The following is a 26683-nucleotide window of genomic DNA, read 5'->3' on the forward strand; positions in this document are numbered from 1 at the left end:
GATACGATACTTAAAAGATACGCCAATTAACTGAGATGAGACCTGCCCACTCCCCACCTGGCGGGTTCGCACTCGCAGGCTATGGTGGACAATGGGCCTACGCTAAAGCTTCGGCCCACAATGGAAAAAACCCGTAAGCACGAGGCCAACGGGTTTAGCTCTGATCTACATAAAAACACTAAGAGAAATAAGTTCCGCCGTTGATATCTATATTGGCGCCAGTAATAAAGCTGCTTTCGTTACCAGCCAGATAGGCCACCAGGTCAGCCACTTCACTGGCATTCCCTTCCCGGCGCAAAGGCGTTCCATTGGCAACCGCCGTACGTACTTCGGGTTTGGTGAACGTATCATGAAAGGTAGTGGCGATCATCCCAGGGTCTACCGCATTTACCCTGATACCTTTAGGCCCCAGCTCTTTGGCCATAGCACGGGTAAACGTAGCGATCGCTCCTTTTGAGGTAGCATAAGCCGAGGCACCAAAACCACCCCCATCGCGACCAGCCTGCGAAGAGAAATTGATGATACTGCTACCGGCAGGCATATAGGGCACCACTTCTTTTGTCATTAAAAAAGCCGACTTCAGATTCAGGGTGATCACCTGGTCCCAAAATTCCTCCTCCATATCAGTGATGAGTTTACGGGCCACCATACCACCCGCCACATTCGCCAGGATATGGATCTCATGACCAAACACCCGTTTTGTTTCTGTAACAAGGCGTATTACATCTTCCCGTTTGGTGATATCCGCTTTTACAAGAAGCCCTTCCCCACCGGCTTTTTTTATCAGCGCCAGTGTTTCCTCGGCCTGTTCAACACTGCTGTTATAATTCACTACTACTTTTGCTCCTTCCTGTGCCAGCTTTACCGAAACGGCCCTGCCTATATCTCTTGCTCCGCCGGTTACTATTGCTACTTTTCCTGTAAGTTTCATCATGGATGTTTTTAGGTTTATTCAATACTTTTTTTTGATGTTATAAAGGTAATACATGCCCACGCTATGGGTACCATAGCCGCGCCCATTATAAAAAATGAGGTATAACTGGTGCGGGTGATCACGGGCACGATCCAGGTTGTAATGAGCGTGCCTATAACCGCCGCCGTACCGCCCATACCGGCCACCGTGCCTACATTCCTGCCATTGAAATAATCGCCGGGCAAAGTTTGCAGGTTGTTGATCAGGAACTGAAACCCAAACAGGGTGATGCTGATCAAAGTGATGGCCAGGGAAATATTATCTTTTAAATGATCGAGGTACGCAGCTACACAGATCAACGATACCAGCATTAAGATGGAACCGATGGCCATAGCCCGTTTTCTTGCTGTTGCAGCAGGCATGCCTCGTTTGATATAATAAGAAGAAAAAAAGCCGCCCGACAAGCCACCAATAGCAGCAAACAAATAGGGCACCCAGGCAAAAGCCCCGATCTGTTTCATATCAAAATGATATTGCTCTTTCAAAAAGGTAGGCAGCCAGGTAACAAACAACCACCACACCGGATCAATAAAGAAACGCGAGCTTATAATACCCCAGGTATTTTTAAATTGTAACAATTGTTTCCAGGTGTACACGGTCGCTTCCGGTACTGCATTCTTTTTATCGGCATGACAGTCCAGAATATGTTGCTGCTCTTCTTTGGTGATCCAGGGATGTTTATCGGGTGTATGTTTATTGATCAGCAACCAGGGAATGATCCATACAATACCCAAAATGGCAATGGAAGCAAAGGTGATCTTCCAGCCAAAAGCCAGGTACAACGAAGCTATCACCGGTGCAGCGACTACACTACCCATGGAGGCGCCGGCGCCAAAGATGCCTTGTGCAATGGCCCTTTCTTTTGCCGGGAACCACTCGGCATTGCTTTTGGTAGCGCCAGGCCAGTTGCCCGCTTCGCTTATACCCAGTAAAAACCGGAATACGCTGAACGATAAAATACTTTTGGCCAGCGCATGCAGGGCAATGGAAATACTCCAGCCAATGATGGATACCGTCATGCCCAGCCGGGTGCCTATGGCATCCATTAGCTTTCCGGTCACTGTTTGTCCAATGGCATAGGCTACCATAAAGAAAGTGGTTATAAACGCCAATGCGCTTTTACTGTCGGCATCGGCAATCCCAAAATCTTTATAAATGTAGGGCCACATAAAATTGATGGCGCCGCGATCGATGTAATTGATGATGGTAGCCAGCGCAACTAATCCAACTATATACCACCGCAGCCCTTTTATTTTAAAAGCCGGCCTGGTTACTCCCGACTCGTCGGGACGTCGCAGTAAGCTGTCCGTTTGCGCTGTGTTTTGTGCTATTTTCAATGGCTCCATTTTAATAGGGGTTATTGATGCGTTACGGTCACTTTATAGATCACTACTTCGCCAAAGGAATCGCAGCTTTCGCCTGCTACTTTTTTTCGTCCCTCGCAATTCGATTGCACATATGCGCCGGCTTTAAAATAGGCGCCCGCAAAATGCACGGGATAGGTTTCCACCAATGCATCATTATAATAACTTCTTACCTCGCCATTCGATACTTCCATTTTTACCTTGAACCGGGTACCCAGCTCATAGTTTTTTGTCAGCACAGCGCCATCTGCGCCATTATGATCGATAAATAATTTCTTTCCCTCTAATCTGAATACGATCACATCATCATTGGCATCGTGTATTTGTCCAGCTACAATATGCGGCTTTACCACCGGCAAATGTGTAATGGCCTGTTCTATTTCCATGGTATGAGCTCCGGCATCGGATGACCAGCTGGCGCCGCTTTTTCCATTATTGATCATTTCGCGCAACTCACTCCTGGGGAAACCGGAACCACTGGTTGTAGTGCCACCACAATGGGCGCGGAAAACCACACCGGTATTGTTGTTGTTATTGTGGAACCAGGGATCGATCACGTAAGTAGCTAATTGTGGTTGTTTTATTTCATCTGACTTCCCATCTTTATTCTCATCCAGCGGAATATTTAATTTCCAGTTGGTGAGGTCCAGTACACTGGCCGGATAATTGTCAGCAGGGTTTCCAATGCCTGAAGTGGTAACACAGGCAATAGTGCATAAGGCAATCCACAAACGGTTCTTTCTTATCATATAACAGGCTTTATTTGATGATCTGCAGTTCCTTTAAAAAAACCATGATCGCCTTGTTCACTTCTGAATTTTTCTCTTTCGGGAACTGACCATGCTTTCCTTCAGGCACGGTAATGAATACGGTTTCCACACCCGCTGCTGACAGTTTCTTATGCAGGTCAACCGATTGTTGATATGGCACGGTAGGATCGGCATCGCCGTGTACAATAAAAACGGGTGGACTGTTTTTATTTACATAGCTCATAGGTGATACCGATTTTATAAAGGCTTCGTCTTTTGATTTATCGCCTAACCATTTAGTGGCCGATTTGCTGGTAATATTCGTACCATATGCCCAGTCGTTCACATCGGTTATGCCGTATTTGTCAATGATAGCCGCAACTTTAATATTTTCTACACCGGGACAATTACCATCAAAACGATGGTCATTGCCCAGCAGCCCTGCCATTAATGCCAGGTGTCCACCGGCGCTGCCGCCCATTACCACGATCCTGTTTACATCTACATTCAAAGCCGCGGCATTCTTAACTATATAGATCAGGGCGCAGCGGGCATCTTCTACCGCTGCTGGGGCCGTTGCCTGCGGGGTAAGCCGGTATTCGATATTGGCTACGGCAAAACCGGCTTTGAAGAAGGAGTTAAACCCGGTTTGTGATTCCTTGGTACCATGATTCCAGCCACCGCCATGGATATTGATCACAAGGGGTACAGGTCCTTTTTCTTTGGGCGCCAGGTACAGGTCCATTTTCTGTTGCCAACCGGGGCCCTGGGTGTACACCACATCTATCTGTGCGGTATAACCGGTTGGATAATCTACCTTTTTGGGAGCTTCATCCTGGGCATGCAACGTCAGACAGGCCATTAAGCCCGCAAAAATCAGGGAAGTATATTTCATTTATAAAGGTTTAAGTATCGTGCTAATCTATGGGTCTGTTACTTCAAAAAATCTTCCCGGTGGGGCGAGAACACATCTATAAGCATACCCGCTTCCAGGCATACACAACCATGCAACACATTTGGTGGCACATAGTAGCCATCTCCTTTGCGAATGATCTTCTTTACATCGCCAATGGTCATTTCAAATACGCCACTGTCTACATAGGTTGCCTGTGAATGCGGATGCTGGTGCAACGTACCCACGCCGCCGGTTACAAATTTTGCCTTTACCAGCATAACCCGGTCATCGTAACCAAAGATCTGTCGTGTAATGCCATTGCCCACATCTTCCCAGGGTATGTCTTGCTCAAACTGAAACTCATTGCTTTGGATCATAAGGCCTATTTTATGGTAATAAATGATTGTTTGTTGGTATACGTAAGGGTAATGTGATAAGTCTTCTTATTGTACGTGAACTCAAACATCGTATTATCGTTCCCCTCGCTTATCAAATGAATGTCTTTTACCAGCGGTTTAAAGCCGGTTGTATATTCTGCTATCGGATTGGTTTTCCCATGCGGCTCAGTAATATTGATGAACGTATGTTTCGCTGTCCCTTTTTCTGAAATGATAAAACCTTTCTCATTACGTAAATTGAACTCAGGGTCATTGGCGCCACAGGTTACAAAACATACGCTGGTACCGGTATCGGCCAGGAAGGTAGTGGTATAGAACCGTTTGTTATTGATGACAGTGATCACCCCATTGGCGGCATTCACTTTGGCATCGCTGTTCACCCACATATGCTGGTAACCATAATTATCCCCCGCTGGCAGCAATTGGTCCTTTTTGGCGTTCACCGGGAAATTGCTATCGGTCAAATGGCCCTGATACCAGAACGGGAGATCATATTGATGGGGCGCTTCGCTATTTGCCTTAAATACATCGATCAATAAAGGCATGGGTGCGTCTTCGGGTTTAAAGAGTATCGCCGTACGTATGAGTTGAACGCCATCAAACGCATGGTCTTCTTTGGCACTTACCACCTGGTATTGCGGGGTGGCATTAAAGAATAACAGTTGGGGCGATGTCTTCTCCCCTTTTTTTTCATTGGCCTGGTATTGCGATTGTTTATCTACGGTAATGGTATTGTGCGCTACTGTTTGTTTACCCCAGGTGCTGTTTTCTTTAGTGTAATTACCGCCATTCTTGGTCTCGATGTTTAAAAAGCGTACGGCGCCATAATCACTGAATACTTCGGTATTGTTATCATAGTACAGGATATTCAGGCGGTCGAAGTGGCCATGCCCCATGCCTTGTGAGGCCGCTTTCATCAGCACACAGGCCTGATCGTCGTTGCTGCCTGATCGTAAGATACCCAGTCCGCCCCCTTTACCATCAGCGCCATCGCTGATCCACATGGGTTGATAGGCGAATGGTTTTGTTTTTCCTTCGGCCACCGCTTTGGCTACTTTTAATCCCGCATCACTTATCACCACCTTTTGTTGTTGCTGCGCAACATCCAGCAGATCGTCACCCGATTGCATATCGCTGTAAGCAATATCAACGGCATAGACCAGTTCTTCGGTTTCGTAGGTTTTGTCCTTCATGGCATCGTTTACCGGGAAGAACGCTTTATTGGTGTAGGTGCATTGCAGGGCAGTATTCACCGATTTCTTCAACAAACCATTGCGGTAGTCATAGATCTTCAGTTCGGGTTGGTATTGTTGTATTGTTTTGGCAAATAAGATAAAGGGTAAAATAGCGTATCGCTGATAATAAGGGCCTTCGGTATAATAGCCATCGGGCGAGAACAGTTCGTTCAGTTGCGCCAGGAAACCTGTTTTGTCATCCTTTTTACTGCCATGCAGGGCAATGTCAACCCAATCTTTACGGCCACATACATAACCAGTCATGCCTACGGCGGCTACGGACCAGGTGCCATGGTTATGGATCTTATTGAAGATCTCGCCATTTATTTCAGCAAACTCTTTTACAATCGGTTCAAATAAATTGTCTTCTATTTTCTTTCGCTCTTCGGGTTTTAAATAATCATAAATGCAATCGTACCCCTGGATCACATATACCTGCCACACACAATCGTTCAGGTTTTGCCAGAACATTTTACCACCGGGGTCACCCTTGCCTTTGGGATGGCGCGGCCAGGTATTGTATACGGCTGCGTATTGAAACAGGATGTCTTTTACAAAGCGGGCATATTTTTCGTCTTTGGTGATCTGCCAGGCAATGCCACAGGCCAGTACATTCTGGTAATTCTTTTTGTGTTGCTCATGGGTAACACCACCGCCCGCATCGTGGGGTATGGGAACATCTATCGTTCCTTTCAGTGCTTTGTCAGCATCCTTCTTTACATCTTTCCATGACTGCTGTAACAAAGGGAATTTGGTAACCCCATTGCGTACGCTTTCAATATTCTGCCGGGTGAGCAGGATGGAAGGGTGCTGTTGCGCCTGCGCAGTTTGCAGTAAGGCAGCGATCAACAACCCGATAAAACTAATTCTTTGCATTCGTGGCATTTGTACTGATTAATTTACTCCCAATCGTTGCAGGGTCATTATTGTTTATGTGCTTACCGGTTACATTATTAAAGAATGAACTTACGCGGCCGCTCTTATTAAAGTTACAATAGTCAACTTTCAGTTTATCCCAGCTCATTTCTTCAAACCAGATGCTGCGTCCACCGGCGCCGCTGTTGTTAAACACACAATTGGTGACCGTGGCGGTTTGAGCACCCAGCAATTTCACCACGCAACCCTGCATGCGGTTCTCCACTTCATTAAAGGTGCAATGATCAATGGTTACGTCCGGACCGGTAGTACTTTCATCATTGCCACCGCGGTATACGTTGATGGCGGTGCTGAGCATATTAGTAAATGCACAATTACGTACCAGCAGGTGTTCTACGTTGTAAATGCCTTTATCGTCTTTTTCAGCGGAGAAATCGATACCCGTGCCGGAATTGTGATGGAATAAGCAGTTAGTAATGATCACGGAATCGGCGTAGGTGCTTTTAGCGCCTTTTATACAACTGAAATTGCTTTCGTTGAAATTGAAGAAAACGCAATTGTTCACCTGCAGGCGGTAATGATCGTTCATGGGTTTGGTGGTGGTACTGATGGCCGCCTGTACATCGCCATAACTTTTGTACGCACTGTTGAATTGAATGTTTTCTACGGTGGCGCTGCCGCCGTTTTCAAGAATAATAAACGCAGGCAGGCTTTTCTCCGTGGTACTCACCAGCTGTGGTTTTGTTTTACTATCGCTTCCTTTTATGATTAAAGGGATACGGATCACTACCGGTTCGTTGATCGCATACATACCTGTATCAGTAAGTATAATTATATCTCCCGCATGGGCTTTGGCAACAATAGCCGGTAGCTCTTTGCATTGTGTGGCGGAAACAGTATAAGTTACAGGGGCTGTTAGTTTTGGTTGTGCTGGTTTGAACCATTGGGCGCCGGTATTTCGTTCGTCCATCCACGCTAACACATCCCTTACCCCATCACTGGTATTTCCGGCAAAAGGAATTTCTATGTCCTTAAATTTTTTTATTCTTAAAATTTCCTGCTCGATATCTACAAATCCATTATTTGTCCACGATTTCGTACCAAAGAATGAATTTTGTCTAAATATGATCCCGCCATCGTTATTGGCATCTTTATACAAAGGATCGCCAATTGTTCTAATATAATTACTGCTGAAAGTTACGTTTTGGGGTGGCGCCGTACGCTCAGGGTCTTTACCGGCGCCAAACTCAATACTCTTACAATAAATAAAAGTATTGTGATGAATAGTTACATCTTTTACCTGCACATATCGGTTAGGTAAGGAGTTGGGCACCCCATTCAACACGCTGAATGCAGAACGGAACCTTTCACCTGCCAATCCCATAAACAAATTATCACTTACCGTATGGCCGGGGTTAATTATGCGCACGCCGCCGGTATTGGGTTTGTTATTACCGACAAATACATTTCCGATTACCCTGTTACGTTCACCATGCCGTAATACCAGTCCGCCTTCGCATTCCCAAAATGTATTGTAGTTTATCAGGTTGTCGCCGCTTTTTATGGATACCACTTCCACTTCTCCGTTACAGCGTTCAAAATAGTTATGGTGAATATTGGTGCGGGAAGAAGTATGTGCATACCGCGACACCCCCACCCGCATGGTCTCGCCGCCATTGGAGCCCAGTGGCAGGCGGCCATTGAAATAGTTGCTGTCTATCTGGTGGTAGTTCTGCTGGCTACGCTCATCATTCAATTCAACAATAATGGTAGGACCGCTGGTTAACTTATTTCTGAAAGTACAATGGTCTACGCGGTTGTGCTGTCCCCATAATACGATCCAGTTCTCGGTATCGAAGCGGCCGGGTTTGTTGTAGCTGTCGAATACACAGTTGGTGAGGCGGCAGTTATTGGCCAGGTGGTCATTGTCTTTTCTGAATTCAACGGTGGCGCCTTTCTCGGCAAAGCCATTCCTAAACCAAATGCCTGATACCACCACGTGGTTGCTGCCAAACTGAATAAATGAGTTGCCGGTAAATTCCACTGCACCTGGTACAGCGGCGGCAATCACTACCGGTTTTTCTTTGGTACCGCTTGTTTCAATTTGCAGCGCCACATTATTCCATTGGCCCTTATTGAGCAGGATTGTATCACCGGGCTGCACCTTTGATAACGCATCCCGTAATTGCCGGGGATCATTAACAAGTATAGAAGATGCTTGCACCCTTTGCGCAAACACTAAAGCCATTAAAAACGATATGCATGTAAGTTTTTTCATTAGCAGCTTTTTAAGACCCCTTTTCAACCCTTTCCACTATATCAACTTTACCTCTTTACTGATTCTAAATATATCATCTAAATGAGCTGCCATGGCCGCACCTGCTGCATCGGCATCCTGGTCGGCAATAGCCTGCAAGATCTCATGGTGCTCGGCCATGGCCTTTACACCGCGGTTATCGCCACAGATCTTTTTCTCTACAATGTTGCGGATCATATCGGGCAACAGCATCAACAGCATGCTTTCAAACACGGAGTTCTTGGTAGCATTGGCAATGCGCAGGTGAATGAACATGTCCTCCTGGATGGCGTCCTGTTTGCTATTTACTTTTAGATCGTAATCTTCCACGGCACTTCGCAGCAATGCCAGGTCTTCCTCCGTACGCCGCATGGCTGCCAGGCGGGCGGCATTGATCTCCATATAATAGCGGGCCTCAATCAAGGCAGAAAAATCGTCTTTATTAAAATTGATGATATCGGTCAGTACGCCTTCAATCATTTTTATGCTATAGCCCGATACATAGGTACCGCTTTGGGGCGAGGTTTTCAGCAATCCGAAAAATTCCAGCTTGCGAATGGCCTCCCGCACATAACTTCTACCCACACCCAGCTTTTCCGCCAGCACCCGCTCGGCTGGTAACCGGTCGCCCGGTTTTAACTGCCCCGATACGATCAGCTGTTTCAACTGTTGTATGATCTTGTCGGTTGGACTTTCAAACTCTATGCTTTTAATGCTCTGTATAATATCTGCGGTATCCATAATACTGTGTTTAATGCAGGTGTAAGGTTACTGATTTTTTATTGTTCTTTCATTATATCAAAGGTCAAAGTAGAGGTACCCTGGTTAGGTGATGCTACCGGGTTGATCCCGATAATTTTGATCAGGATATTTTTAGTAGGTCCGCTACCGCCGGCAGGTGTCATTTTCGCATAAATAACTGAACCTGTTGAAAATTGTGTGTTGTTAGGCGCACTGGCTGAAGGAGCTGATACGCCGGTAAAAAAGGCATCGCTCATCTCGGTAATACTATTACTGTTGAATCTATTAGCTACATTGGTTTCTGCCGAACCGGTACCCAATACGCGGAACAACGTTTTCTTCAGGGTGCTGGAGGTAGGCGTAGCCGGCGCCCAGGAGGTGCCGTTGCATTTAAAGGTAAGCAGCGTGGATGCTGAAATGTTTGCCGGGTTTTGAAAGGCGATCGAGACCGCACTGTTAGTGAAGAGGGCAAAATCAATTTTCGCATGGGTGCTGGCATCGTTCACCACATCACAACCTCCCTTAATTGGATTAGCTACGTCTCCGGTAAAGAAACAGGAAGCAGAATTGACGGTGGCCGTCCCTTGCGACATCATCGTGATGTTCTTCCAATAATAATAAGGCAATATCTTAACAGGCACCGAGGCGCTGTTTTGGCTGTTGCCGGCGTCTTTTGCTACCAGTTTGGCCGCAGTAACATTTGTTGCATAACCAAAACCTGAATAGGTAAAGCTGTAGTTGTAGTCGTTGCTGGCGGAACTGGTAAGCACCGGTGTTACCGTACCCTGCACTGTTTCCCCGCCATTGGTCACGGCATAGATCGTTACCGTACTGATCGGTGAATACGATTTCAACGTACCGCTGATCTCAGGTTTACCATCTGGCAGCGCCGTCTGCAGCTCAGTGGCGCTAAACGCGATCACCGGTTTAAAGGGAATATTTACGAACTGGATTATTTTTTCTGTCTTCAATCCATAAATATCCTTTGCAATCACACGGAACTGTCCGGCGCCATCGCCATAAGTATAGTTATAATTAAGGGTGATCTCTTTGCTTCCATTCCCTTTCACACTGTCGAGATTGACAAAATTGCCATTTCGGTTATCCGCATAATAGATCATGGCCAACCCGGTTTCACTAGATGCTTTCCCGCTTATGGAGGAAGCGCCATTTAAAGCAGGTGTCATGGTGTTGGGTAAGCCGGTTAATACCGGTGCATTAGGATCAAAGTAGGTAATGTTGATTATTTTTTCAAAGGAAGCGCTGTTGTCCTGCACGCATAACAGCTTCAGGCCTTTTACGCCTGCCAGGTTAATACCTGCCCATGATGCGGCCTTTACCTCGAATTGGTAATCGCGCCGGTTTTCCGAAGGGGGAAAATCAACCTGGATAAGCGTATCCTGTTTGCTTTCGCGTTGCAGGTAATAATAGATCACTTCCATATTTATTGTTGCGTTGATAGAACCGCTAACGCTTGTCTGGGGTTGAAACCCTTTCAGCGCCACGTTGTACACAAAATCGGGACTGTCCACGGTTCCATCTGGCTGAACAAAATCTTTTTTATGACATGCCACTATCAGCATTACACATGCTGCTAGTGTGATTGATAATTTGAGTATTTTTTCCATATGGGCTTTCGTTGGTTTAAGGTCGCTTTAGTAGCCTTTATTTTGGTCTATGTCAATCTCGTTATTGGTATCCAGCTCCCGCTGCGGTATCGGCAGTAACGGGCGGATAGTAATATTCGCCTGCAGATCAGCCAATGGGATGGCTGGTTTGAACTTTTTATAATGCGCATCATATTCCGATGCATAATATCCCTGCATGGTGGTCACAAACTGACCGGTACGTTGCAGATCGAACAGACGCTGGTTCTCAAACGCCAGTTCTATCCTTCTTTCATCGAGTAATTTGGTAAGGAAGGTGACGCTGGTAATTGCTTCTGCCCCTGCTGCCGGATACTGATAAAATGCAGCTGAGAAACTACCGGTAGTATAAGTCGCCGCCCCTGCCCTTGCGCGAATTCGATTGATGATCTCAACCGAAGCCGGATCAAAACCTACAGCCTCCGCTTTCATCATCAGCACATCGGCAAAACGGATCACCGGGAAATCATTTTCCGCATCGTTCTTTAACATTACCGGCGACAGGAATTTCTTTACATAATTCAGGGTGTTGTACCGCTCAATGGTAGCAGCCTTTCGTTTATCGGCAGCACCCGTTGCAGGCACAATGTATTTTGATACCATATTATCGGTAGGATAGTTCAATCCCGAACCATTACCATTTAATATGGCGCTGCCGCTGTTCAAGGCTGCAAAGGAATTGGCCATATAATTACCCAGACCCAATCCTCCTGCTTTGTACCGAACAGCAAAAACAATTTCCTTATTCATTTCATTGCTGATGGAAAATACATCGGCATAATTTGATAACAGATCGTGACCGCTGTTGTTGATCACCTCATCCAGCAACGGCAGGGCATCTGTCTTGCGGTTGGTAGTAAGGTATACTTTTGCCAGCAACGATTTAGCAGCCCACACCGTAGCGCGGCCAAGGTCTTCCTGCGCCATGGCGCTGAAGTTCTTTTTCGCCATAAAGTTCTGTGCAGCTTCCAGGTCGGCGGTGATCAGTTTGTAGCAGTCTTCCACAGAAGAACGATTGATCGATTTTAATGCCTCCGGATCTTCTGATCTCGTGAGAATGAACACACCACCAAACAACCGCACCAGGTTAAAATAATGGTACGCTCTGATGAACAACGCCTCGCCCGCCAGTTGCTTCCGTTGCGCATCATCCATTTGCGCCGTGGGTTCACCCAGCGTGATCTTTCCATCGGTATATTCTATGCCCAGGCTTCTCAACACATAATTGGCACTGCGGATATTTTTATAAGTGTAGTACCAATAGTTATATACCTGGCTGTGCGATGAGTTTTGCAGATAGGTATTAAGATCGCTTAACTCAATATTGGCAACGGAGGTGCTGCCCGGCGAACCCTGTTTAGAAACATCGGAACGCAGTTCGGTCATCATCCATTCTGTTTCCAATGGTTTTTGCAATCCATTGTAACAACCGGAAAGCGCCACTTTCACTTCATCATAATTATGGTAGTAATTCTCTACCGTTACATTCGACTCCGGTTTCAGGTCAATGATCTTGTTACAGGCGCTGAGGCTTGCAACGAGTGTTATTATTGAAATTTGTTTGAACCAATTCATAATTCCAGTTTTTTCAATGGCAGCATTAAAAATTAATATCAATACCTACAGACACCGTTCTTCCTATGGGGAAAGCACCGCGCTGATAACCATCGATCAGCGGCGAAGAATAGGTACCGGAAGTAGCTCTGGCTTCCGGATTTATTCCACGGTACGATTTTGACATTACGTACAATAGGTTCTCACCAGCAGCATACATGCGAATGCCGTTCAATTTCAGACGCTTTACCTGTTTGGCTGGTAAGGAATAACCCAACATGGCACTGCGCAACGCAACATACGATCCATCCTCAATTACGTAATCGGTCAGCAACCAATCACTGCCGAGTGACCCATACGGTGTTTTGCCATCACCGGGGAAAGCTGCACTTACCCAACGGCCAGCCGTGTTATAATTTTTATTGTACCATTTAGATTCGTTGTAATAAGCATCGCCATTCAGGATGCTGGCGCCCTGTACGCCCTGTACCACAAAGCTCAGATCGAATGATTTGTATTTAACCGAATTGGTAATGCCCCAGGTAAAATCAGGGAAAGGTTTACCCAACACGGTACGGTCCTGCTCATCGATGACCTTGTCACCGGTCACATCGGCAAATTTCAATCCGCCCGCTACAAAGTACTTCGCCATAGAACTGTTGTACCCGTCCGCTTTGGCATCAGCAATTTCCTGGTCAGATTTCCATACGCCATCAGTTTTATAACCAAAGAACTGTACGGATGGACTGCCCACTACAGAAGCATATATTTCATTGCGTTCACCGTAATTATATTGATAGGGTTCGCCGCCCATTTGCAACAGCTCGTTGCGATTGCCGGAGATATTCAGGCTGGTTGACCATTGCCAGTTTTTGTTGCGCACGTTCATTGAGGTCAATTCCAGTTCCAAACCCTGGTTGCGCACTTTACCAATGTTGTTCCAGTACTGGTTACTGCCGCTGAACGACATGGCCGCCTGTTTGAACAACAGGCGATCGGTTGTACCATTATAATATTCTATGCTGCCAGTGATGCGATCACCAAACAATCCGAAATCTATACCCGCATCGTACTGAAAAGTACGTTCCCAGGTAAGTATATTGGGCAATACATCGTTGTTGGCCGCTAACCCGCTCCCCATCGTTCCGGTACCTGCGCCAAAAGCGTAATTAGCCATATTCAGCAATTCGAGGTAACTGAAGGGCTCAATTTTATTATTACCCGTAGCACCATAACTGCCGCGGAGCTTCAGGTTGCTCAACCAATGAATGTCTTGCATAAACGGCTCAGCGCTGACACGCCAACCGGCCGATACCGCCGGGAACCAACCGTATTTCTGACCTTCAGGAAAATAACCGCTGCCATCGGTACGTAAACTGGCCGAGAACAAATATTTCCCATCATAATCATAGGTAAGTCTGCCCAGATATGATAACAACCCTATTGGTGTTTTTTGGGTGTAGGTGTTTGACAGATCAATCGAAGAGGCCTGGTTCAGGGTTTGGATATCGTCACTGGGCAGGTTCAAACCTGTGAGCTGACTTTCACGGATGTTGGTTTTTTGCGCAGTAAAGCCAGCAACTGCAGTAATATTGTGTTTGTTTTTAATGCTGGTGTTATAATTCAAAGTGTTCTCCCATAACAGATCAAGGTATTTTTTGGTATAGCTCGTGCCCTTGTTCACATCGCCATCGGCTTTGGCATTCTTTTTTGCGAAACTGTTTGTTTCAACATAGTTAAAGTAAGCGCTGGCCGAAGTTTTGGCCGACAGGCCTTTCATCAATTCAACAGTCAGATCGGCACCGGTCAATGCCCGGTAGTTATCAGTAAAACTGTTGCTCCGTTCTGCAATTGATTTTGGGGTGTTATTACTGCTGGAGAATGGGATCACCTTACCATCAGTTACACTGGGATCAGTAGCGCTGTTATAATAAGTGCCATCAGGCATGTATCCCTGGTAAATAAGATTGCTGAAATGACCCGCCTGTGCCCAGTCGCCTGGTTGCAGATTGGTCCATTGCGCATTTTGCTTTACAAAGGCAGCCGTAGCAGCGGTATGCTTTACCGGCAGGCCTGAATAGAAGCGATAATAATCGGTAAAGTTTGCAGCAGGTGATTCAGACCTTGAATAAGAAGGATTGAAATTAACGCTGAACTTTACTTTCGGGCTCAGGTTACCATCGAGCTTGGTTTTGAAGTTCATGCGGTTCAATGCGCTGTGCGACATTATCCCCTGATCGCCCTGGTAATTGCCCGACACATAATACCGCAGGTCCTTACCACCCGAAACGTTTAATTGAACATTGTAGATGGAGGCACTTTGTAAAGCTTCCTCCTGCCAGTTGGTACCATCGCCATTGCGCAGCACACTTTCTACCAGGTAACGCGCTTTTTCCTGCGAGGTAATAAGGTTTTGTTTATCGGCAGTGACCGCAGGGTCTTTTGCCCGCATGGCAGCTTCATCGTACATTTTTTCAGTGTACTCGGTTGTGCTCATGATCGGGTGTAGCTTGAACGGTGATTTCACGCCGTAGTAGGCTTTCAGCCCGTATTTTGGTTTGTTCGATTTACCACTCTTGGTGGTAATGATGATAACACCGTTAGCACCACGTGAACCGTAAATGGCTGAAGAAGCCGCGTCTTTCAACACTTCTATTGATTCCACATCAAATGTGCTCACCATCGATAACCCATCAGGCACCGGATGGCCATCTACCACCACCAACGGGTCGGCGTTGGCGCTGATAGAGCTTAAACCACGCACCCTGATGCGGGGGCTTGCCTGTACTTCAGAGCTTACGTTTTGTACCGTAACGCCTGCTATTTTACCTATGAGGGTTTTATCAATACTGGAGGTTGGAATTTCATCGAGGTTCTCATTCTTCACTTTTGAAACCGAGCCGGTAAGGTGTGATTTGCGTTGCTGCCCATAACCGATCACCACAATATCATCGAGCACCGCGGCCTGCACCGCCAGTTGAATGGAAATGCTGGTTTTGCCGTTCAGCTCAATCACCTGGGGTTTATAACCCACCGCGCTGGCCATTAATTTGGCTTTTACACTGTTGATCTTGATGGTGAAGTTTCCTTTGTCGTCGGAGCTGACGCCGGCATTCTTGGAGCCGAACACCGTAATGGAGACAGCCGGAATTGGTTTACCTGTCTTTTCATCCGTGACTTTGCCTTCTATCGTTTTCTGCGCCAGGGCAAGCAAGCTAAAAAGCAGACACAAGGTGGTTGATAAACAGCGCTTTAGCAGTCTGTTTTGGGGGGTCGTCATTGGCAGTTTGTTTTGCAATCGTTTCTAAATAGGGCAAATCTCAAGGCCAAGAATTGGTTAACCAATAATTGGTTAACCAAATGTAGGGTATATTCTACACTAACCAAATTTAAATTGACCTTTTTGTGCTTTTGGGGTATGAAGACTGCCTAAGCCAATGATTGTAAGTATTCTATAAATAAAATATATGGACAAGACCTGTCAGGTTCGCCATCGAAATCTGACCAATTAGAGAGTTAATGCGATCCTGAAAGGTCGTGTTTGAGGTAAGACGAACAAGACCTGTCAGAGCCTGCCCCGCTTTGCGGGATCAAAGACGCCAACCTGATAATGCATGAACCAGTGATGGATCTTACAGGTCATATCCATACCAGGCACTCCGACTCGTCGGAGTGCCATTAAAAAAGGTGAGCCACTCTGCAAGAGTGACCCACCTTATTAATTAAAACACTAAAACATACTCCTTACAAAGCTTCTTATTTTAAACCGGCGAGGTATTCCCGGTATCTGTTATATAAATGACCCGCCTGCAGGTAAGCTGATTGCGGGCTCATAAAATGTGAGAATTCAAATGTGATGGCTTTATCATACCCTGCCCGCCGGGCTGCTTCCAGCTTCAGGCGCAGTTTTTCAAATTTGATGGGTAGAAATTTTATCGGCATATCCCGGTCGAACGACTCGGCATTGGTCCAGCATTGCAGGCCAAACCGGTCGGCCATTTTTTTATTGATGGCAAAGAAGTCATCCAGTTCATGGTAATCGATATGTCCATCCTGGAAGGCCACCGCGTCTACAGCTCCCTGGATACCTGCAAAGATCTCGCTCCACTCCTGTTCATGTTCCTTTAAAGAAACCACGTCTTCTTTGCTGAGTGACGAGGAGGCCGCCATCACGGCTTTTTTACCATCTATCCAGGGCGAAATAAGGGTAGGCAGCCCATTACTTACCTGTTTGCATTGCAGCCCCAGGGTTTTAAAAGCTTCGGTGGCCCCTTTTGTTTTCCGGCTTATTTCCATGCTCAGGTACCAGCCTTTGAAGCTTTTGTAATGGCCATATTGTTTCCAAACTTCATCGATCACAAACCGGTTGCTGTCAATTTCATGTTGCATATTACCGGTATCCCAGTATTTACCGCTATCGTACAACCCAAAATAAAAGTTCATTCCCAACTCATCTGCCAGCTCCAGGAACAACTGCACCAGGTCAACCGGTGGGGTATAACAACCCTGTTCTTTTATTAAATAAGCACTGGGATATGTAATGAACCGGCGGTAACCGCTGCGTATTAAAATAACGGTATCAATACCAATGGCCTTCATGTATTCAAAATCACGCCGCCATTCGGCTGCGCCCCAGTTTTGATGGGGAATGTCATGACTGATCTCATCTAAAAAGGTGCCTGTTATCTTCATAAAGCCGGTTAATTATTTTCCTTTTTTAACTGGTAGTGCGTTGCTTTTATCTTGTGTTGTATGGCCTGTTGCATAAACGTGTCCATCTCTGTAAACTTCCGGAACATGTAATTACTCACTTCATGTCCGGCTCCCTGGTATGAATACAGGACAACGGGCCAGTTCCTTTTTTGCAGGTCATCGTACAGGGTACGTGCACCGAACAGGATCAACCAACCCGGGTCAACTGCTTTACAAAAGCGGTGGGCCGCTGTTGCATAAGGCACCAGCTGATCGTTTGTACCATGCATCAAAAACAGTGGTATGGGTGCATGATCGTACACAGTATTTATGTCAAGCACCGCGCCGGAGAACGACAGCAACCCGGCATACCGGAATGTTTTATACAGATTGTAAGCGGTATCATGTGAACGCGTAAAGGGATTAAACACCAGGTTCAACACCGTTTCTGCGCCCGCACTGCTGCCGGCAATAAAAAGTTTTGACGTGTCTACCTGTAACTCACTGGCATGAGCTATTACATAGCTGGTTGCATCCCGGGCATCTTCCACCGCCTGTTGAACTGCTTTTAATTTTTCCGGTAGCACCATATCGCAACCAAAGCTTTTTCCTTTCAGGTATAATCTGTATTTAATTACAAATACATTATACCCCAGTTTGGTCAATCCGTCTGCCATGGGTTGCTGGTTTACCGGATCACCACCGGTAAATGCGCCACCATGTACAAACAGCACCGACATCCCATTGGGTTTTGTGACCGGCTTATACCAATCGAACCACAACGTGCTGGTATCCTTTTCTGCATAGGTAATGCGTTGTGGTTTTTGTGCCTGTAACACAGGCAATGCACCCAACAATAAAACCAGTGTCTTCAAAAGTGTCCTTACAACCATGTTACAAATACTTTTTCTTTTTCAGAAATTCCACCCACATCACATAGGCTGCCGGACGCAGGTGAATACCATCGGCCGTTAATTCTTTTTTCAGATCACCATTGACATCAGCAAATAACTCATGCAGGTTGATATAGGGAATATGATATTGTTCTGCCACCTGTTTTATCCCTGCATTCAACTGCAGGATACTATCCTTTTTGTTTTTCAGGTACGCTTCTTTAGTGAAGGGTTCATACAGGGGCAATACACTTTGAATGTAGATCTTCGTTTTGGGGGTATGGCTGATGAGATAACTGAGTATACGATGATAGTTATTTATGATCACTTCTTTTGGCAAACCACGACTAAGGTCGTTTATACCGATCAATAAAAACAGTTTTTTAGGCTTCGCTTTCGCTACGCCTTCCAGCCGCGCCAGTACTCCAAAGGTATTATCACCACCAATACCGCGGTTCATAATGGGCTGGCCGGGTAACAACTCACCCCAGGCGCCTCGTTCGGTTATACTATTACCTAAAAACACAATGGCATTCTTAGGAGGAGTAAGGCTGTTGAATAGCTCCATACGACCCTGGTAGTAGGTGTTGTTGTAGTTACTGTCTATTTTTTTGGGTGGGTCTTGTGCGAAAGAGTGGAGACTTAGTACTAAAAAAATTAAGGGCAATAGGCGGTGGGGCGAAGGCAGACGATCGCCTACGCCAAGGCTACGGCGATTAAAAGCAGAAGGCAGAGGACAGAGAGAAAACCCCCGTAACCGATATCTGGTACCTTTGACTTTGAAATGCCCGGTCGGCTGGCAAGTCCTTCCACTCTCCTCAGGACTGGTATAAAAAAACGAAAACAATCTTCTCATAACTAACTATACTTTTATAGATACTTCTTCTTTTTAAGATACGCCGCCCACGCTAAATAACCGGCCGGTTTGCAGTGCAGCCCATCGGTTGTATACGAGGTGCGCATCTGTCCTTTTTCATCAACAAACACTTCCTGATACAGGTCAATGAACGGACAATAATATTTTTTCGCTACCTGTTTCAACCCTTCGTTCAATTGCCTGATCTTTTCGTTGCTGATCTTTGCATAAATATTCGCCAGCATGGGCTCTGCCACTGGTAATACACTTTGCAAATACAGCGTTGTTTTAGGCAATGCCGTTTTTAACATGGCTGCTATGCGGTCATAATTTTGAACTATATAATCAACCGGCACTCCGCGCTTCAGATCATTTACCCCTATTAGCAGGAAGATCTTTACCGGTTTCAACGCAATTACCTGGGGCAGCCGGTTGTATACTCCCCAGGAGTTATCACCGCTGATGCCGCGGTTCACTACATTCACCCCGGGCAATACTTCACTCCAGGGCCCCGCTTCCGTGATACTGTTCCCCAGGAACACCACCGGTTTTGGGGCAGGATGCAGCTGATCGAAGAACTTCATGCGCTCCACATAATAACCATTGGCATAACTGCTGTCAACAGGTTCCGTTTGCGCCACAGCAGTGCTGGCACTCAGTACCATCGATAATATAAAGATCAGTTGTTGTTTCATGCCGCTGTAATTTTAAGTCTGTTGTACCAGGTGAATTTTAAAATGACCATACAGGTTACCCATACACCCAGTGCCATAAAGCCATAGCTAACAAAACCAAATACAAAAAACACCGGCATTATCACCATGCTCATTTGCCAGCAAATACCAACCAGCACATTCAGCATATCCCATTTAAACTGGCGGTTAGGCTCAAAGGAAGGTTCAGTCAGTTTTACCCATTGCAACACGGGTTGCCAAAAGCCCCAGGGTTTTGTGTTGGTATAGAATTGTGTAAGTACTTTTTTATCGGGCATAGGTGTTACCAAACAGCCGATAACACTGGCCGCCATTGACAGTACCAGAATAAGAAAGAAAGAGATCAGGGTACCGATACCGCTGCCAAAAAGTTCTTTATAATCGGTAAAATAGGCATTGCTTAACCAGACCATTAATTTCGGGACAAAGGTGGCTGATAACAACCCGGCTACCATTCCCGCAAAATAACCGTACCCATTGAAACGCCACCAGATCCATTTCAATACATTGGCGGCTGCATAACCTCCATACAGGGCCGAAGAGATCCACAAGGTGAGTGAACTAAGCGAGTTGGCAAACAATCCAAAGAAGCAACCAATGGCGATGATGGTTATGGAAGTAAGATAACTGCACTTCACATAATGGCGGGGCGACTCATTGGGTTTGAAATATTTTTTATAGAAATCATTTACCAGGTAAGCAGGCGCTGCATTTACAAATGCAGAAAAGGTGCTCATAAAGGAAGCCAGCAAACCGGCCAGCACAATTCCACGAATGCCCGCGGGCAGGTAATTGCTTACAACCTGGCTCAGGATCACTTCAAAATCTGGTTTTGACTGCTGCTGTAACACCGGCATAAAAGAGTTGAACGCAATCATGGTGAGCGCGCTGACCATCATGAACAAAGGGATGTACAATACCAGATTGGTAAACCCGCTTAATTTGGCGGCCTCCCAGGGTTTTCTGGCACTGAGGATCCGTTGCATATCAAAACCCGGTACCGGACCGGCCAAACTTGCAAAGATGCCCTTACCTATCATCATCAATACCAGTGCACCAAACCAGCTGAAGCCATCTTCCGCTATTTTATCATTGGCGCTTGAAAAGGTACTGCCCCAGTTTACATTCAGTTTCCATTCTGGCCAGAAGGAAGCCCACCCATTGGGCAGGTGTTGATGCAACTGATCATAATTAATGCCTTTCACAGCAAAGATCACCACCAGGATACAGCTTACTATTAAAATACCATATTGTAATACTTCAGTGGCTACCACACTGTACATGCCTCCTTTTACGGTATACAACGTAGTTAAGATAACAATGATCAAAGCATAGGTTTGCTGGTTGGTGAGTACTGCATTCGACAGGTCCCAGGGCAAGATATTGGCAGCAAATTTTCCTATCCCAACAAATACATATCCAATAAAACCTATCACACTTATGATGGCAAAGATCACCACGATCATATGGGCCAGGCGGCCGCTGCGGTCATCGCCAAAACGCTTTATGATCCAGTCGGCACCGGTGAGGGCATTGCTTCGCCGGATCCAAATGGCCAGGAACACCATCACAAAGATCTGGTTCCAGATGGGCCATAACCAGGGCAGCCACGCGGCTTTGAACCCATAAACAAATAACAAGGCCACATAAAAAGCAGTTCCGCTCACATCAAACATGCCACTGCTGTTACTGAATCCCAGCCAATACCATTTGATATTGTTATCGCCCAAAAAATACGATTGCATATTCTTTGATGCTTTCTTCGAGATCCAGAATCCCAGGCCAATGATCACCAGCAGGTACAGGAGGATAATAATAATGTCAAGGGTCGATAAATTCATGCTTCTTGTATTAAGATGCCAATTAGTTTAAAATTTACCGGCTGATCTCCCCCCGAAGTGACAACCGGTTTTCTCAGGATTGGATACTGGATTTTTATGCGTACTCAACTATGTTTTCCATTGCCAACCTTTTTTGGTGAATAACACCGTAATTATTGAAACAATACCTGTAAATAACAATCCACTCAAAACCCCACCCACTATATTCTGTTGCATTCCTGTATACAGGGCGTACCCGCCACTCAGGTGCAGCAACGGCAACAACAATAAGTTACCGGCCACATAGGCTACCATGGGATTTCTGCCATTATAACTGAAATAATCTATTATTCGCTTACCTGTATTCGTCAATTGTAGCCCTTCAAAAGCCAATAACATAAAAAAGGCTAATCCCGCAGTAACAAAATAATAACTGTATGTGGAGGGATCTTTTTTTATACCGCCTTCCCAGGCTTCAAAAAAAAGTCCGAGCAATAACAGGCAGCAACCTGCTGTAAAGAACCTTTGTATCAGGGAAGGCTGTTCATAGTGTATTTGATGCAGGATAAAATAGCAGGCGGTGCAACAACAAACAGTCAATAATAAGTTGATGGTCGTATGCCGGCCAAACAGCAATATAACATTCGCCACTATAATAATTACCGATATCGCCGCAATTATTTTTACTGTTCGCGATGGCAATACCGATGCCCCTGCTTTATTACTGGCACCTTCCGCCAACAGCCAGTCACCGGCCAGGGTACCGGGTATAATAATGAACAAATATTTCAGGTAATAGAACTTATACATCCAGCTGGCCGGCGACCATTGAAAAACCATTTCATTCCAACTTCCCGGGGTCTTTGCTCCCAGCATTACCGCCATTACAAAAGGAAGGATAACCAGCCGCCATCCCGGCCTGTTCTGCGTAAACCACCAGATGATGGTACCGAACAGGGCCATGTTTGCCAATACAATAATGATGATATCACTCCGGTAAAGCGAAAATCCCTTCCCGTCTTTAAAAGGCAGCACGAACAACATACAACCAGCAGCTGTAAAGGCCAGCGCTTTTATGATCAGCCACAGGGTCTTGTGTTGGGTTTTGGCCGGACTGTACCACTGAAAGAACAACAACACAAATGACACCATCGACAACACATAATACCCTGTCATTGGCTCAGCAGTCATGGTAGTACTGCGGGCGTGTAAGGTGAACAGGGCAAAGAATACCAGGCCTGCACAACGCCGGAGTGCAGTATATATCACCACGCCTGCGCCGCTTCCTTCTTTTACTTTTTTATGAAGGGCCAGCGGAATGGCTGCGCCCATACTGAACAGAAAAAACGGGAATACCAGGTCTACCCAGGTAATGCCTGGCAATTCCGGATTAAATACATGTGCAGGCGGCGGTGTTTGCGCATGGTACATCCAGGCAGGCAAAATGCCAAAGGCAATGCTGCTAGATAATACCATCGCCAGAATGGCGAAGCCCCGTAATGCATCTAAACTTTTATTGCGGTTCATTGGTGTAATTTTCGGCAATCGTGAATCGGCAAACGGCAAACTCCGACTAATAGCTAAATTCTCTTCGACTCATCATGCTAATTCGAATCATTCGCCTTCGGATCTCCACGCGGCCCCCTCCCTATCCCCGGCAGGAGGGAGGTTATCCATTAACTTACTAACGTATTTGTCAACTTAATTAACTTCCTTCTTCCTCATCAACTGATCAACTGGTTAACTGGTCAACATTCCTCTTTACCAACGTGTCAACGTGTCAACGTGTCAACGTGTTAACGTGTCAACGTGTTAACGTGTTAACTCCCCATCTACTTCTTCAATCCCGCAGCCACCGCATCCCACAAAGGCTGCTTCAACTGATTCGTTTCCGGCGCATACATATGCACAATATCAAACAGCATTACCCCGCCAGTTGTATTGTCAATAATATATTTGATTGCCCGGGTTAATTCCGCTTTGCTCGACCAGCTCAGGTTACCCATATCCACACTGCCATAATGCGGCACCTTGTTTTTGGTGATGTACTTGATGCCGTTTATTGACCCTTCAATGCTCCACCAGTGGTATTTCAGGTTGGCAGTAGCACTGTTTTCAGACAACAATACCTGTGTATAGTAATTACCAGTCATCAGGATATCGAGCTGTTCGGCATAACCAGTTTCATTGTAACCTGGATAAGCCCAATCGAAACGTATAGACTGATCACTGAACGGATCATAATCCTGGCTGGCCCAGTTAACGCCTACCTGATAGTAAGTGCCATACCAGGCGCCTACATATACGCCAAAATCAACTGCAGGCTTTATCGCTTTTACCGCTGCACGCGCTTTTTTAAAGAAATCGTAAATAACACCCGAGCGATACAGCAACCATTTATTAAAATACTTGCCGGTGGTATTGGGTAATATGGCGCCGGCACTTTCTTTCCAGCTGCTTACAATGTCCTTGGGAAAGTTCATCGATGCCGCTGTATTGTCCTGGAATTTATCCTGCAGGAATTTGATGAACTGTGCTTTGCTATAGTCGGAATAATCCGCATAGATATCTGCATAGCGGGCATAATCGAGGATCATTCCATCTACACCATATTTTGTCACGATCTCCTTGATAATATTCAATGCACGCTCCTGTACGGCGGGCTGGGAAGGATTTACAAATCCATTACGACCGGTGCTGGTAATAGGTACCCGGTTCCCATTTACATCGCAGACAATAGATTCATAACTGCTTTTGAAGGCCGGGTCATCATACAGCTTGCCCATACCGCGGCTGGCATCGCCTTCTACAAAGGTTACGGTAGAGGCATAGATCTTCATGTTGCGTTTATGTGCTTCTTCAACCATAAAAGCCACGTAATCTACGTTGGGGGTAAAGCTTTTTCCGCCTATGGAAGTATACTGAGTGGCATAAGCGCTGGGATACATAGTGTATCCCGCGCTGCCTTTTACATCCATAACCAAACCGGTAACACCTATATTCTTTAAGGTATCGAGTGTTTTCCTGATCTGGGCCGTATCATTAAAACGGCCTGTTGTTCCATATACATTCGAACGACAATCGACCCACGCCAGCACATTACGTCTGCGAACGGTATCGGCATTGGAGTTTTCGGTGCCACCACCAGCATCACCGTCAGACGACCCGCTTTTTTTACAAGACACCACCAGGAGCAACAACAAGACTGCTGCTATGGGAACTATAGGAGTAATTCGTTTCATGTAAATGTTTTTTAGGATTAAGGAGCATATTTGGTGAATTCGTAGCCTACAATACCACCATTGGTAAGCATCATATACACACATACCCTTTCCCGATCGTCGTTGTATACCCAGCATACATCGGCTACGCCATTCCCATTTGATGCAGCGGTAAGATCATTCGCATCATCAGAAGCAAACACGCGGAAACTGTTGAAACCGGCCGCATTGGAAGTAAGCCCTATATTGGAAGCCTTTGTTACATCAAACAAGCTTAAACCAGCCTTTGTACTGTTAACATTCTTGAATGTTGACACTGCCAGGAAGTTGGCATTGTTGAAAGGAAAGTAATCCATGGCCAGGTGCAGCGTACCAACTACCGAGGCCTCCGTTGTAAAGGCCACAGACCGGCTGTTGCTGCTTCCATTCACCAGGGCTATTTCAGCGGGATAGTTAATAAAATAATCCGGGTTGCCGGTGGTGCCTGTTGGTTGTGCTTCAGCATAGAACGACCAGGTACCTGTCATGGATGAGTAAATTTGTACAGTAGGAGTATTGCTTACAAGCACTCCATTCGAGATTTTCCAGGTATATACCACGTTTGATACACCCGCAGTGGCAGCAATCACCGCATTCTTGGTAACATCGCCATAAACATTCACTCTTCTGCCCACGCCACCATCGCCTGCAATAGAAGCGGGGTTGTTATTCGTCCATTGTATTAGTTTTACCGGGGCGGCATCAAAAGCGTTGTTATATTGGTATATATAGAATACTCCGTTTTTAGCGGCATAAGAGGAAACCAGAATGTGGCCGGCCGTATCATTGGCAATGGCAAAGCTGCGAAGGCTTCCCGGTGGCACCGTCATGTCCTGAACATAATCACCGGTTTTACGGTTGTAGATCTTATAGGTAGAAGGTGTATTGCTTACTACCACTGCCAGGTAATTACCGCTTATGGCCATGGCACGGTTCACATCATTGGTGGCGAAACCGGTAAGCTCTGCTGCACTTTTACGCCATAACATGCGGCTAATACCAACCCCATAATTCAATTTAACCGGTTCAACTGCTTTCAGCGTATAAGTCCTGGAAGAACCGTCAACACCCGTCACGGTAAAAGGGACAGGTTGCGTTAAATTAAGAACGGTGCCATCGGCTATAGAACCTTTTGAGTGCGGGCTCATGGTGGTTGCAATTGATACCGATGAAACATTTGTTCCGGGCACTACATAAAAGATAGCTTCATTGGTAGCATTGTTCACGATGGCATCTATTTGTTGTTTTGCACCGTTTTCAGTAAAGGTGATCGTAGCCTTGCGCAATTTCGTATCTGCCACCTGCCGCGCTGCCAGCACATAAGAGCTCACAGCACCTTCGCCTGATGTAACCTGTAATTTCACCGGATTGGTCAGGTCCATTGGCTCCCCTATCGATGGTGATAATTGAGCGTCGGTAGGGATGGTGGCCCGTACGATCAACCTTTTAATATCGGTGGCATTCTCTGAATCTTCCGTATAAAAAAATGGAACATCAAAGTAAATGGTATCATTACTGAACCGGGGTTCAAACAAACGATCTTTACCATATCCCTCCAGCGTTACAAACATATCACTGATGGCGTTTCCGTTCGAACGGGGAACAGCGTCTACTTTGCGGCAGGAGGAAGCAACAGCAGCAGCTGTTGCAGTAATCAATATATAGTTGAGTAAATTTTTCATTTCTGATAATTTATTTTCTTTGTGATATGGCAATGGATAA

19 protein-coding genes are annotated in these 26683 nt (G+C 45.9%); all 19 read right to left on the bottom strand.

The features are described 5' to 3' along the window. Positions 1-178: 178 nt before the first annotated feature. Positions 179-934 (bottom strand): SDR family NAD(P)-dependent oxidoreductase, encoded by a 756-nt coding sequence (locus J7I42_RS00465; RefSeq protein WP_209136796.1) that lies wholly within the window; start codon positions 932-934, stop codon positions 179-181. A 14-nt stretch (positions 935-948) separates the two neighbouring features. Next, positions 949-2319, bottom strand: a complete 1371-nt coding sequence (locus tag J7I42_RS00470) for an MFS transporter (protein WP_209136797.1) — start codon at positions 2317-2319, stop codon at positions 949-951. 11 nt (positions 2320-2330) lie between these two features. Continuing rightward, positions 2331-3086 carry a polysaccharide lyase family 7 protein gene (locus tag J7I42_RS00475; RefSeq protein WP_209136798.1) on the bottom strand — a complete coding sequence of 252 codons (756 nt, stop codon included), beginning with the start codon at positions 3084-3086 and terminating at the stop codon, positions 2331-2333. 10 nt (positions 3087-3096) lie between these two features. Next, positions 3097-3981 (bottom strand): alpha/beta hydrolase, encoded by an 885-nt coding sequence (locus tag J7I42_RS00480; protein ID WP_209136799.1) that lies wholly within the window; start codon positions 3979-3981, stop codon positions 3097-3099. Positions 3982-4019: 38 nt separating this feature from the next. Further along, positions 4020-4358, bottom strand: a complete 339-nt coding sequence (locus tag J7I42_RS00485; protein WP_209136800.1) for a cupin domain-containing protein — start codon at positions 4356-4358, stop codon at positions 4020-4022. A gap of 5 nt (positions 4359-4363) precedes the next feature. After that, positions 4364-6490 carry a heparinase II/III domain-containing protein gene (locus J7I42_RS00490; RefSeq protein WP_209136801.1) on the bottom strand — a complete coding sequence of 709 codons (2127 nt, stop codon included), beginning with the start codon at positions 6488-6490 and terminating at the stop codon, positions 4364-4366. After that, entirely contained in the window at positions 6477-8768 is a 2292-nt protein-coding gene (locus J7I42_RS00495) for a chondroitinase-B domain-containing protein (protein WP_209136802.1), read from the bottom strand. The genes J7I42_RS00490 and J7I42_RS00495 overlap by 14 nt, the downstream gene beginning before the upstream one ends. Before the next feature lie 36 nt (positions 8769-8804). After that, on the bottom strand, positions 8805-9527 hold the full coding sequence (locus tag J7I42_RS00500) for a FadR/GntR family transcriptional regulator (RefSeq protein ID WP_209136803.1): 723 nt from the start codon (positions 9525-9527) through the stop codon (positions 8805-8807). Between the two features lie 38 nt (positions 9528-9565). Further along, positions 9566-11155, bottom strand: coding sequence for a hypothetical protein (locus J7I42_RS00505; protein ID WP_209136804.1), 1590 nt, complete (start codon positions 11153-11155; stop codon positions 9566-9568). Between the two features lie 27 nt (positions 11156-11182). After that, a complete protein-coding gene (locus J7I42_RS00510) occupies positions 11183-12748 on the bottom strand; it encodes a RagB/SusD family nutrient uptake outer membrane protein (RefSeq protein ID WP_209136805.1) in 1566 nt (521 codons plus the stop codon). Between the two features lie 25 nt (positions 12749-12773). Beyond that, positions 12774-16007 (bottom strand): SusC/RagA family TonB-linked outer membrane protein, encoded by a 3234-nt coding sequence (locus tag J7I42_RS00515; RefSeq protein WP_209136806.1) that lies wholly within the window; start codon positions 16005-16007, stop codon positions 12774-12776. A 476-nt stretch (positions 16008-16483) separates the two neighbouring features. Further along, the gene (locus J7I42_RS00520) at positions 16484-17419 is read right to left on the bottom strand and encodes a DUF4434 domain-containing protein (protein WP_209136807.1); all 936 of its coding nucleotides are present in this window, start codon (positions 17417-17419) and stop codon (positions 16484-16486) included. Positions 17420-17427: 8 nt separating this feature from the next. Then, positions 17428-18312 carry an alpha/beta hydrolase gene (locus tag J7I42_RS00525; RefSeq protein ID WP_209136808.1) on the bottom strand — a complete coding sequence of 295 codons (885 nt, stop codon included), beginning with the start codon at positions 18310-18312 and terminating at the stop codon, positions 17428-17430. A 1-nt stretch (position 18313) separates the two neighbouring features. Further along, on the bottom strand, positions 18314-18880 hold the full coding sequence (locus tag J7I42_RS00530; RefSeq protein WP_209136809.1) for a GDSL-type esterase/lipase family protein: 567 nt from the start codon (positions 18878-18880) through the stop codon (positions 18314-18316). 302 nt (positions 18881-19182) lie between these two features. Further along, positions 19183-19863 carry a GDSL-type esterase/lipase family protein gene (locus tag J7I42_RS00535; RefSeq protein WP_209136810.1) on the bottom strand — a complete coding sequence of 227 codons (681 nt, stop codon included), beginning with the start codon at positions 19861-19863 and terminating at the stop codon, positions 19183-19185. After that, complete coding sequence (locus J7I42_RS00540) at positions 19860-21722, bottom strand: sodium:solute symporter family protein (RefSeq protein WP_209136811.1); 1863 nt, start codon at positions 21720-21722, stop codon at positions 19860-19862. Before J7I42_RS00540 ends, J7I42_RS00535 begins: the two co-directional genes overlap by 4 nt. Before the next feature lie 108 nt (positions 21723-21830). Then, positions 21831-23228: a DUF5009 domain-containing protein gene (locus J7I42_RS00545; protein WP_209136812.1), complete on the bottom strand. Its 1398-nt coding sequence runs from the start codon at positions 23226-23228 to the stop codon at positions 21831-21833. A gap of 305 nt (positions 23229-23533) precedes the next feature. Further along, positions 23534-24943, bottom strand: a complete 1410-nt coding sequence (locus tag J7I42_RS00550) for an alpha amylase family protein (RefSeq protein ID WP_209136813.1) — start codon at positions 24941-24943, stop codon at positions 23534-23536. Positions 24944-24960: 17 nt separating this feature from the next. Next, positions 24961-26643, bottom strand: a complete 1683-nt coding sequence (locus tag J7I42_RS00555; RefSeq protein WP_209136814.1) for a DUF5018 domain-containing protein — start codon at positions 26641-26643, stop codon at positions 24961-24963. Positions 26644-26683 lie beyond the last annotated feature (40 nt).

It is taken from the genome of Niastella soli, assembly GCF_017742245.1.
In the GTDB taxonomy this organism is placed as follows: domain Bacteria; phylum Bacteroidota; class Bacteroidia; order Chitinophagales; family Chitinophagaceae; genus Niastella; species Niastella soli.

Bases quoted from the DNA above. Each gene is read 5' to 3' on its own strand.
- J7I42_RS00465 (WP_209136796.1), bottom strand. From the start codon at position 934: ATGATGAAACTTACAGGAAAAGTAGCAATAGTAACCGGCGGAGCAAGA.
- J7I42_RS00470 (WP_209136797.1), bottom strand. From the start codon at position 2,319: ATGGAGCCATTGAAAATAGCACAAAACACAGCGCAAACGGACAGCTTA.
- J7I42_RS00475 (WP_209136798.1), bottom strand. From the start codon at position 3,086: ATGATAAGAAAGAACCGTTTGTGGATTGCCTTATGCACTATTGCCTGT.
- J7I42_RS00480 (WP_209136799.1), bottom strand. From the start codon at position 3,981: ATGAAATATACTTCCCTGATTTTTGCGGGCTTAATGGCCTGTCTGACG.
- J7I42_RS00485 (WP_209136800.1), bottom strand. From the start codon at position 4,358: ATGATCCAAAGCAATGAGTTTCAGTTTGAGCAAGACATACCCTGGGAA.
- J7I42_RS00490 (WP_209136801.1), bottom strand. From the start codon at position 6,490: ATGCAAAGAATTAGTTTTATCGGGTTGTTGATCGCTGCCTTACTGCAA.
- J7I42_RS00495 (WP_209136802.1), bottom strand. From the start codon at position 8,768: ATGAAAAAACTTACATGCATATCGTTTTTAATGGCTTTAGTGTTTGCG.
- J7I42_RS00500 (WP_209136803.1), bottom strand. From the start codon at position 9,527: ATGGATACCGCAGATATTATACAGAGCATTAAAAGCATAGAGTTTGAA.
- J7I42_RS00505 (WP_209136804.1), bottom strand. From the start codon at position 11,155: ATGGAAAAAATACTCAAATTATCAATCACACTAGCAGCATGTGTAATG.
- J7I42_RS00510 (WP_209136805.1), bottom strand. From the start codon at position 12,748: ATGAATTGGTTCAAACAAATTTCAATAATAACACTCGTTGCAAGCCTC.
- J7I42_RS00515 (WP_209136806.1), bottom strand. From the start codon at position 16,007: ATGACGACCCCCCAAAACAGACTGCTAAAGCGCTGTTTATCAACCACC.
- J7I42_RS00520 (WP_209136807.1), bottom strand. From the start codon at position 17,419: ATGAAGATAACAGGCACCTTTTTAGATGAGATCAGTCATGACATTCCC.
- J7I42_RS00525 (WP_209136808.1), bottom strand. From the start codon at position 18,312: ATGGTTGTAAGGACACTTTTGAAGACACTGGTTTTATTGTTGGGTGCA.
- J7I42_RS00530 (WP_209136809.1), bottom strand. From the start codon at position 18,880: ATGGAGCTATTCAACAGCCTTACTCCTCCTAAGAATGCCATTGTGTTT.
- J7I42_RS00535 (WP_209136810.1), bottom strand. From the start codon at position 19,863: ATGAAACAACAACTGATCTTTATATTATCGATGGTACTGAGTGCCAGC.
- J7I42_RS00540 (WP_209136811.1), bottom strand. From the start codon at position 21,722: ATGAATTTATCGACCCTTGACATTATTATTATCCTCCTGTACCTGCTG.
- J7I42_RS00545 (WP_209136812.1), bottom strand. From the start codon at position 23,228: ATGAACCGCAATAAAAGTTTAGATGCATTACGGGGCTTCGCCATTCTG.
- J7I42_RS00550 (WP_209136813.1), bottom strand. From the start codon at position 24,943: ATGAAACGAATTACTCCTATAGTTCCCATAGCAGCAGTCTTGTTGTTG.
- J7I42_RS00555 (WP_209136814.1), bottom strand. From the start codon at position 26,643: ATGAAAAATTTACTCAACTATATATTGATTACTGCAACAGCTGCTGCT.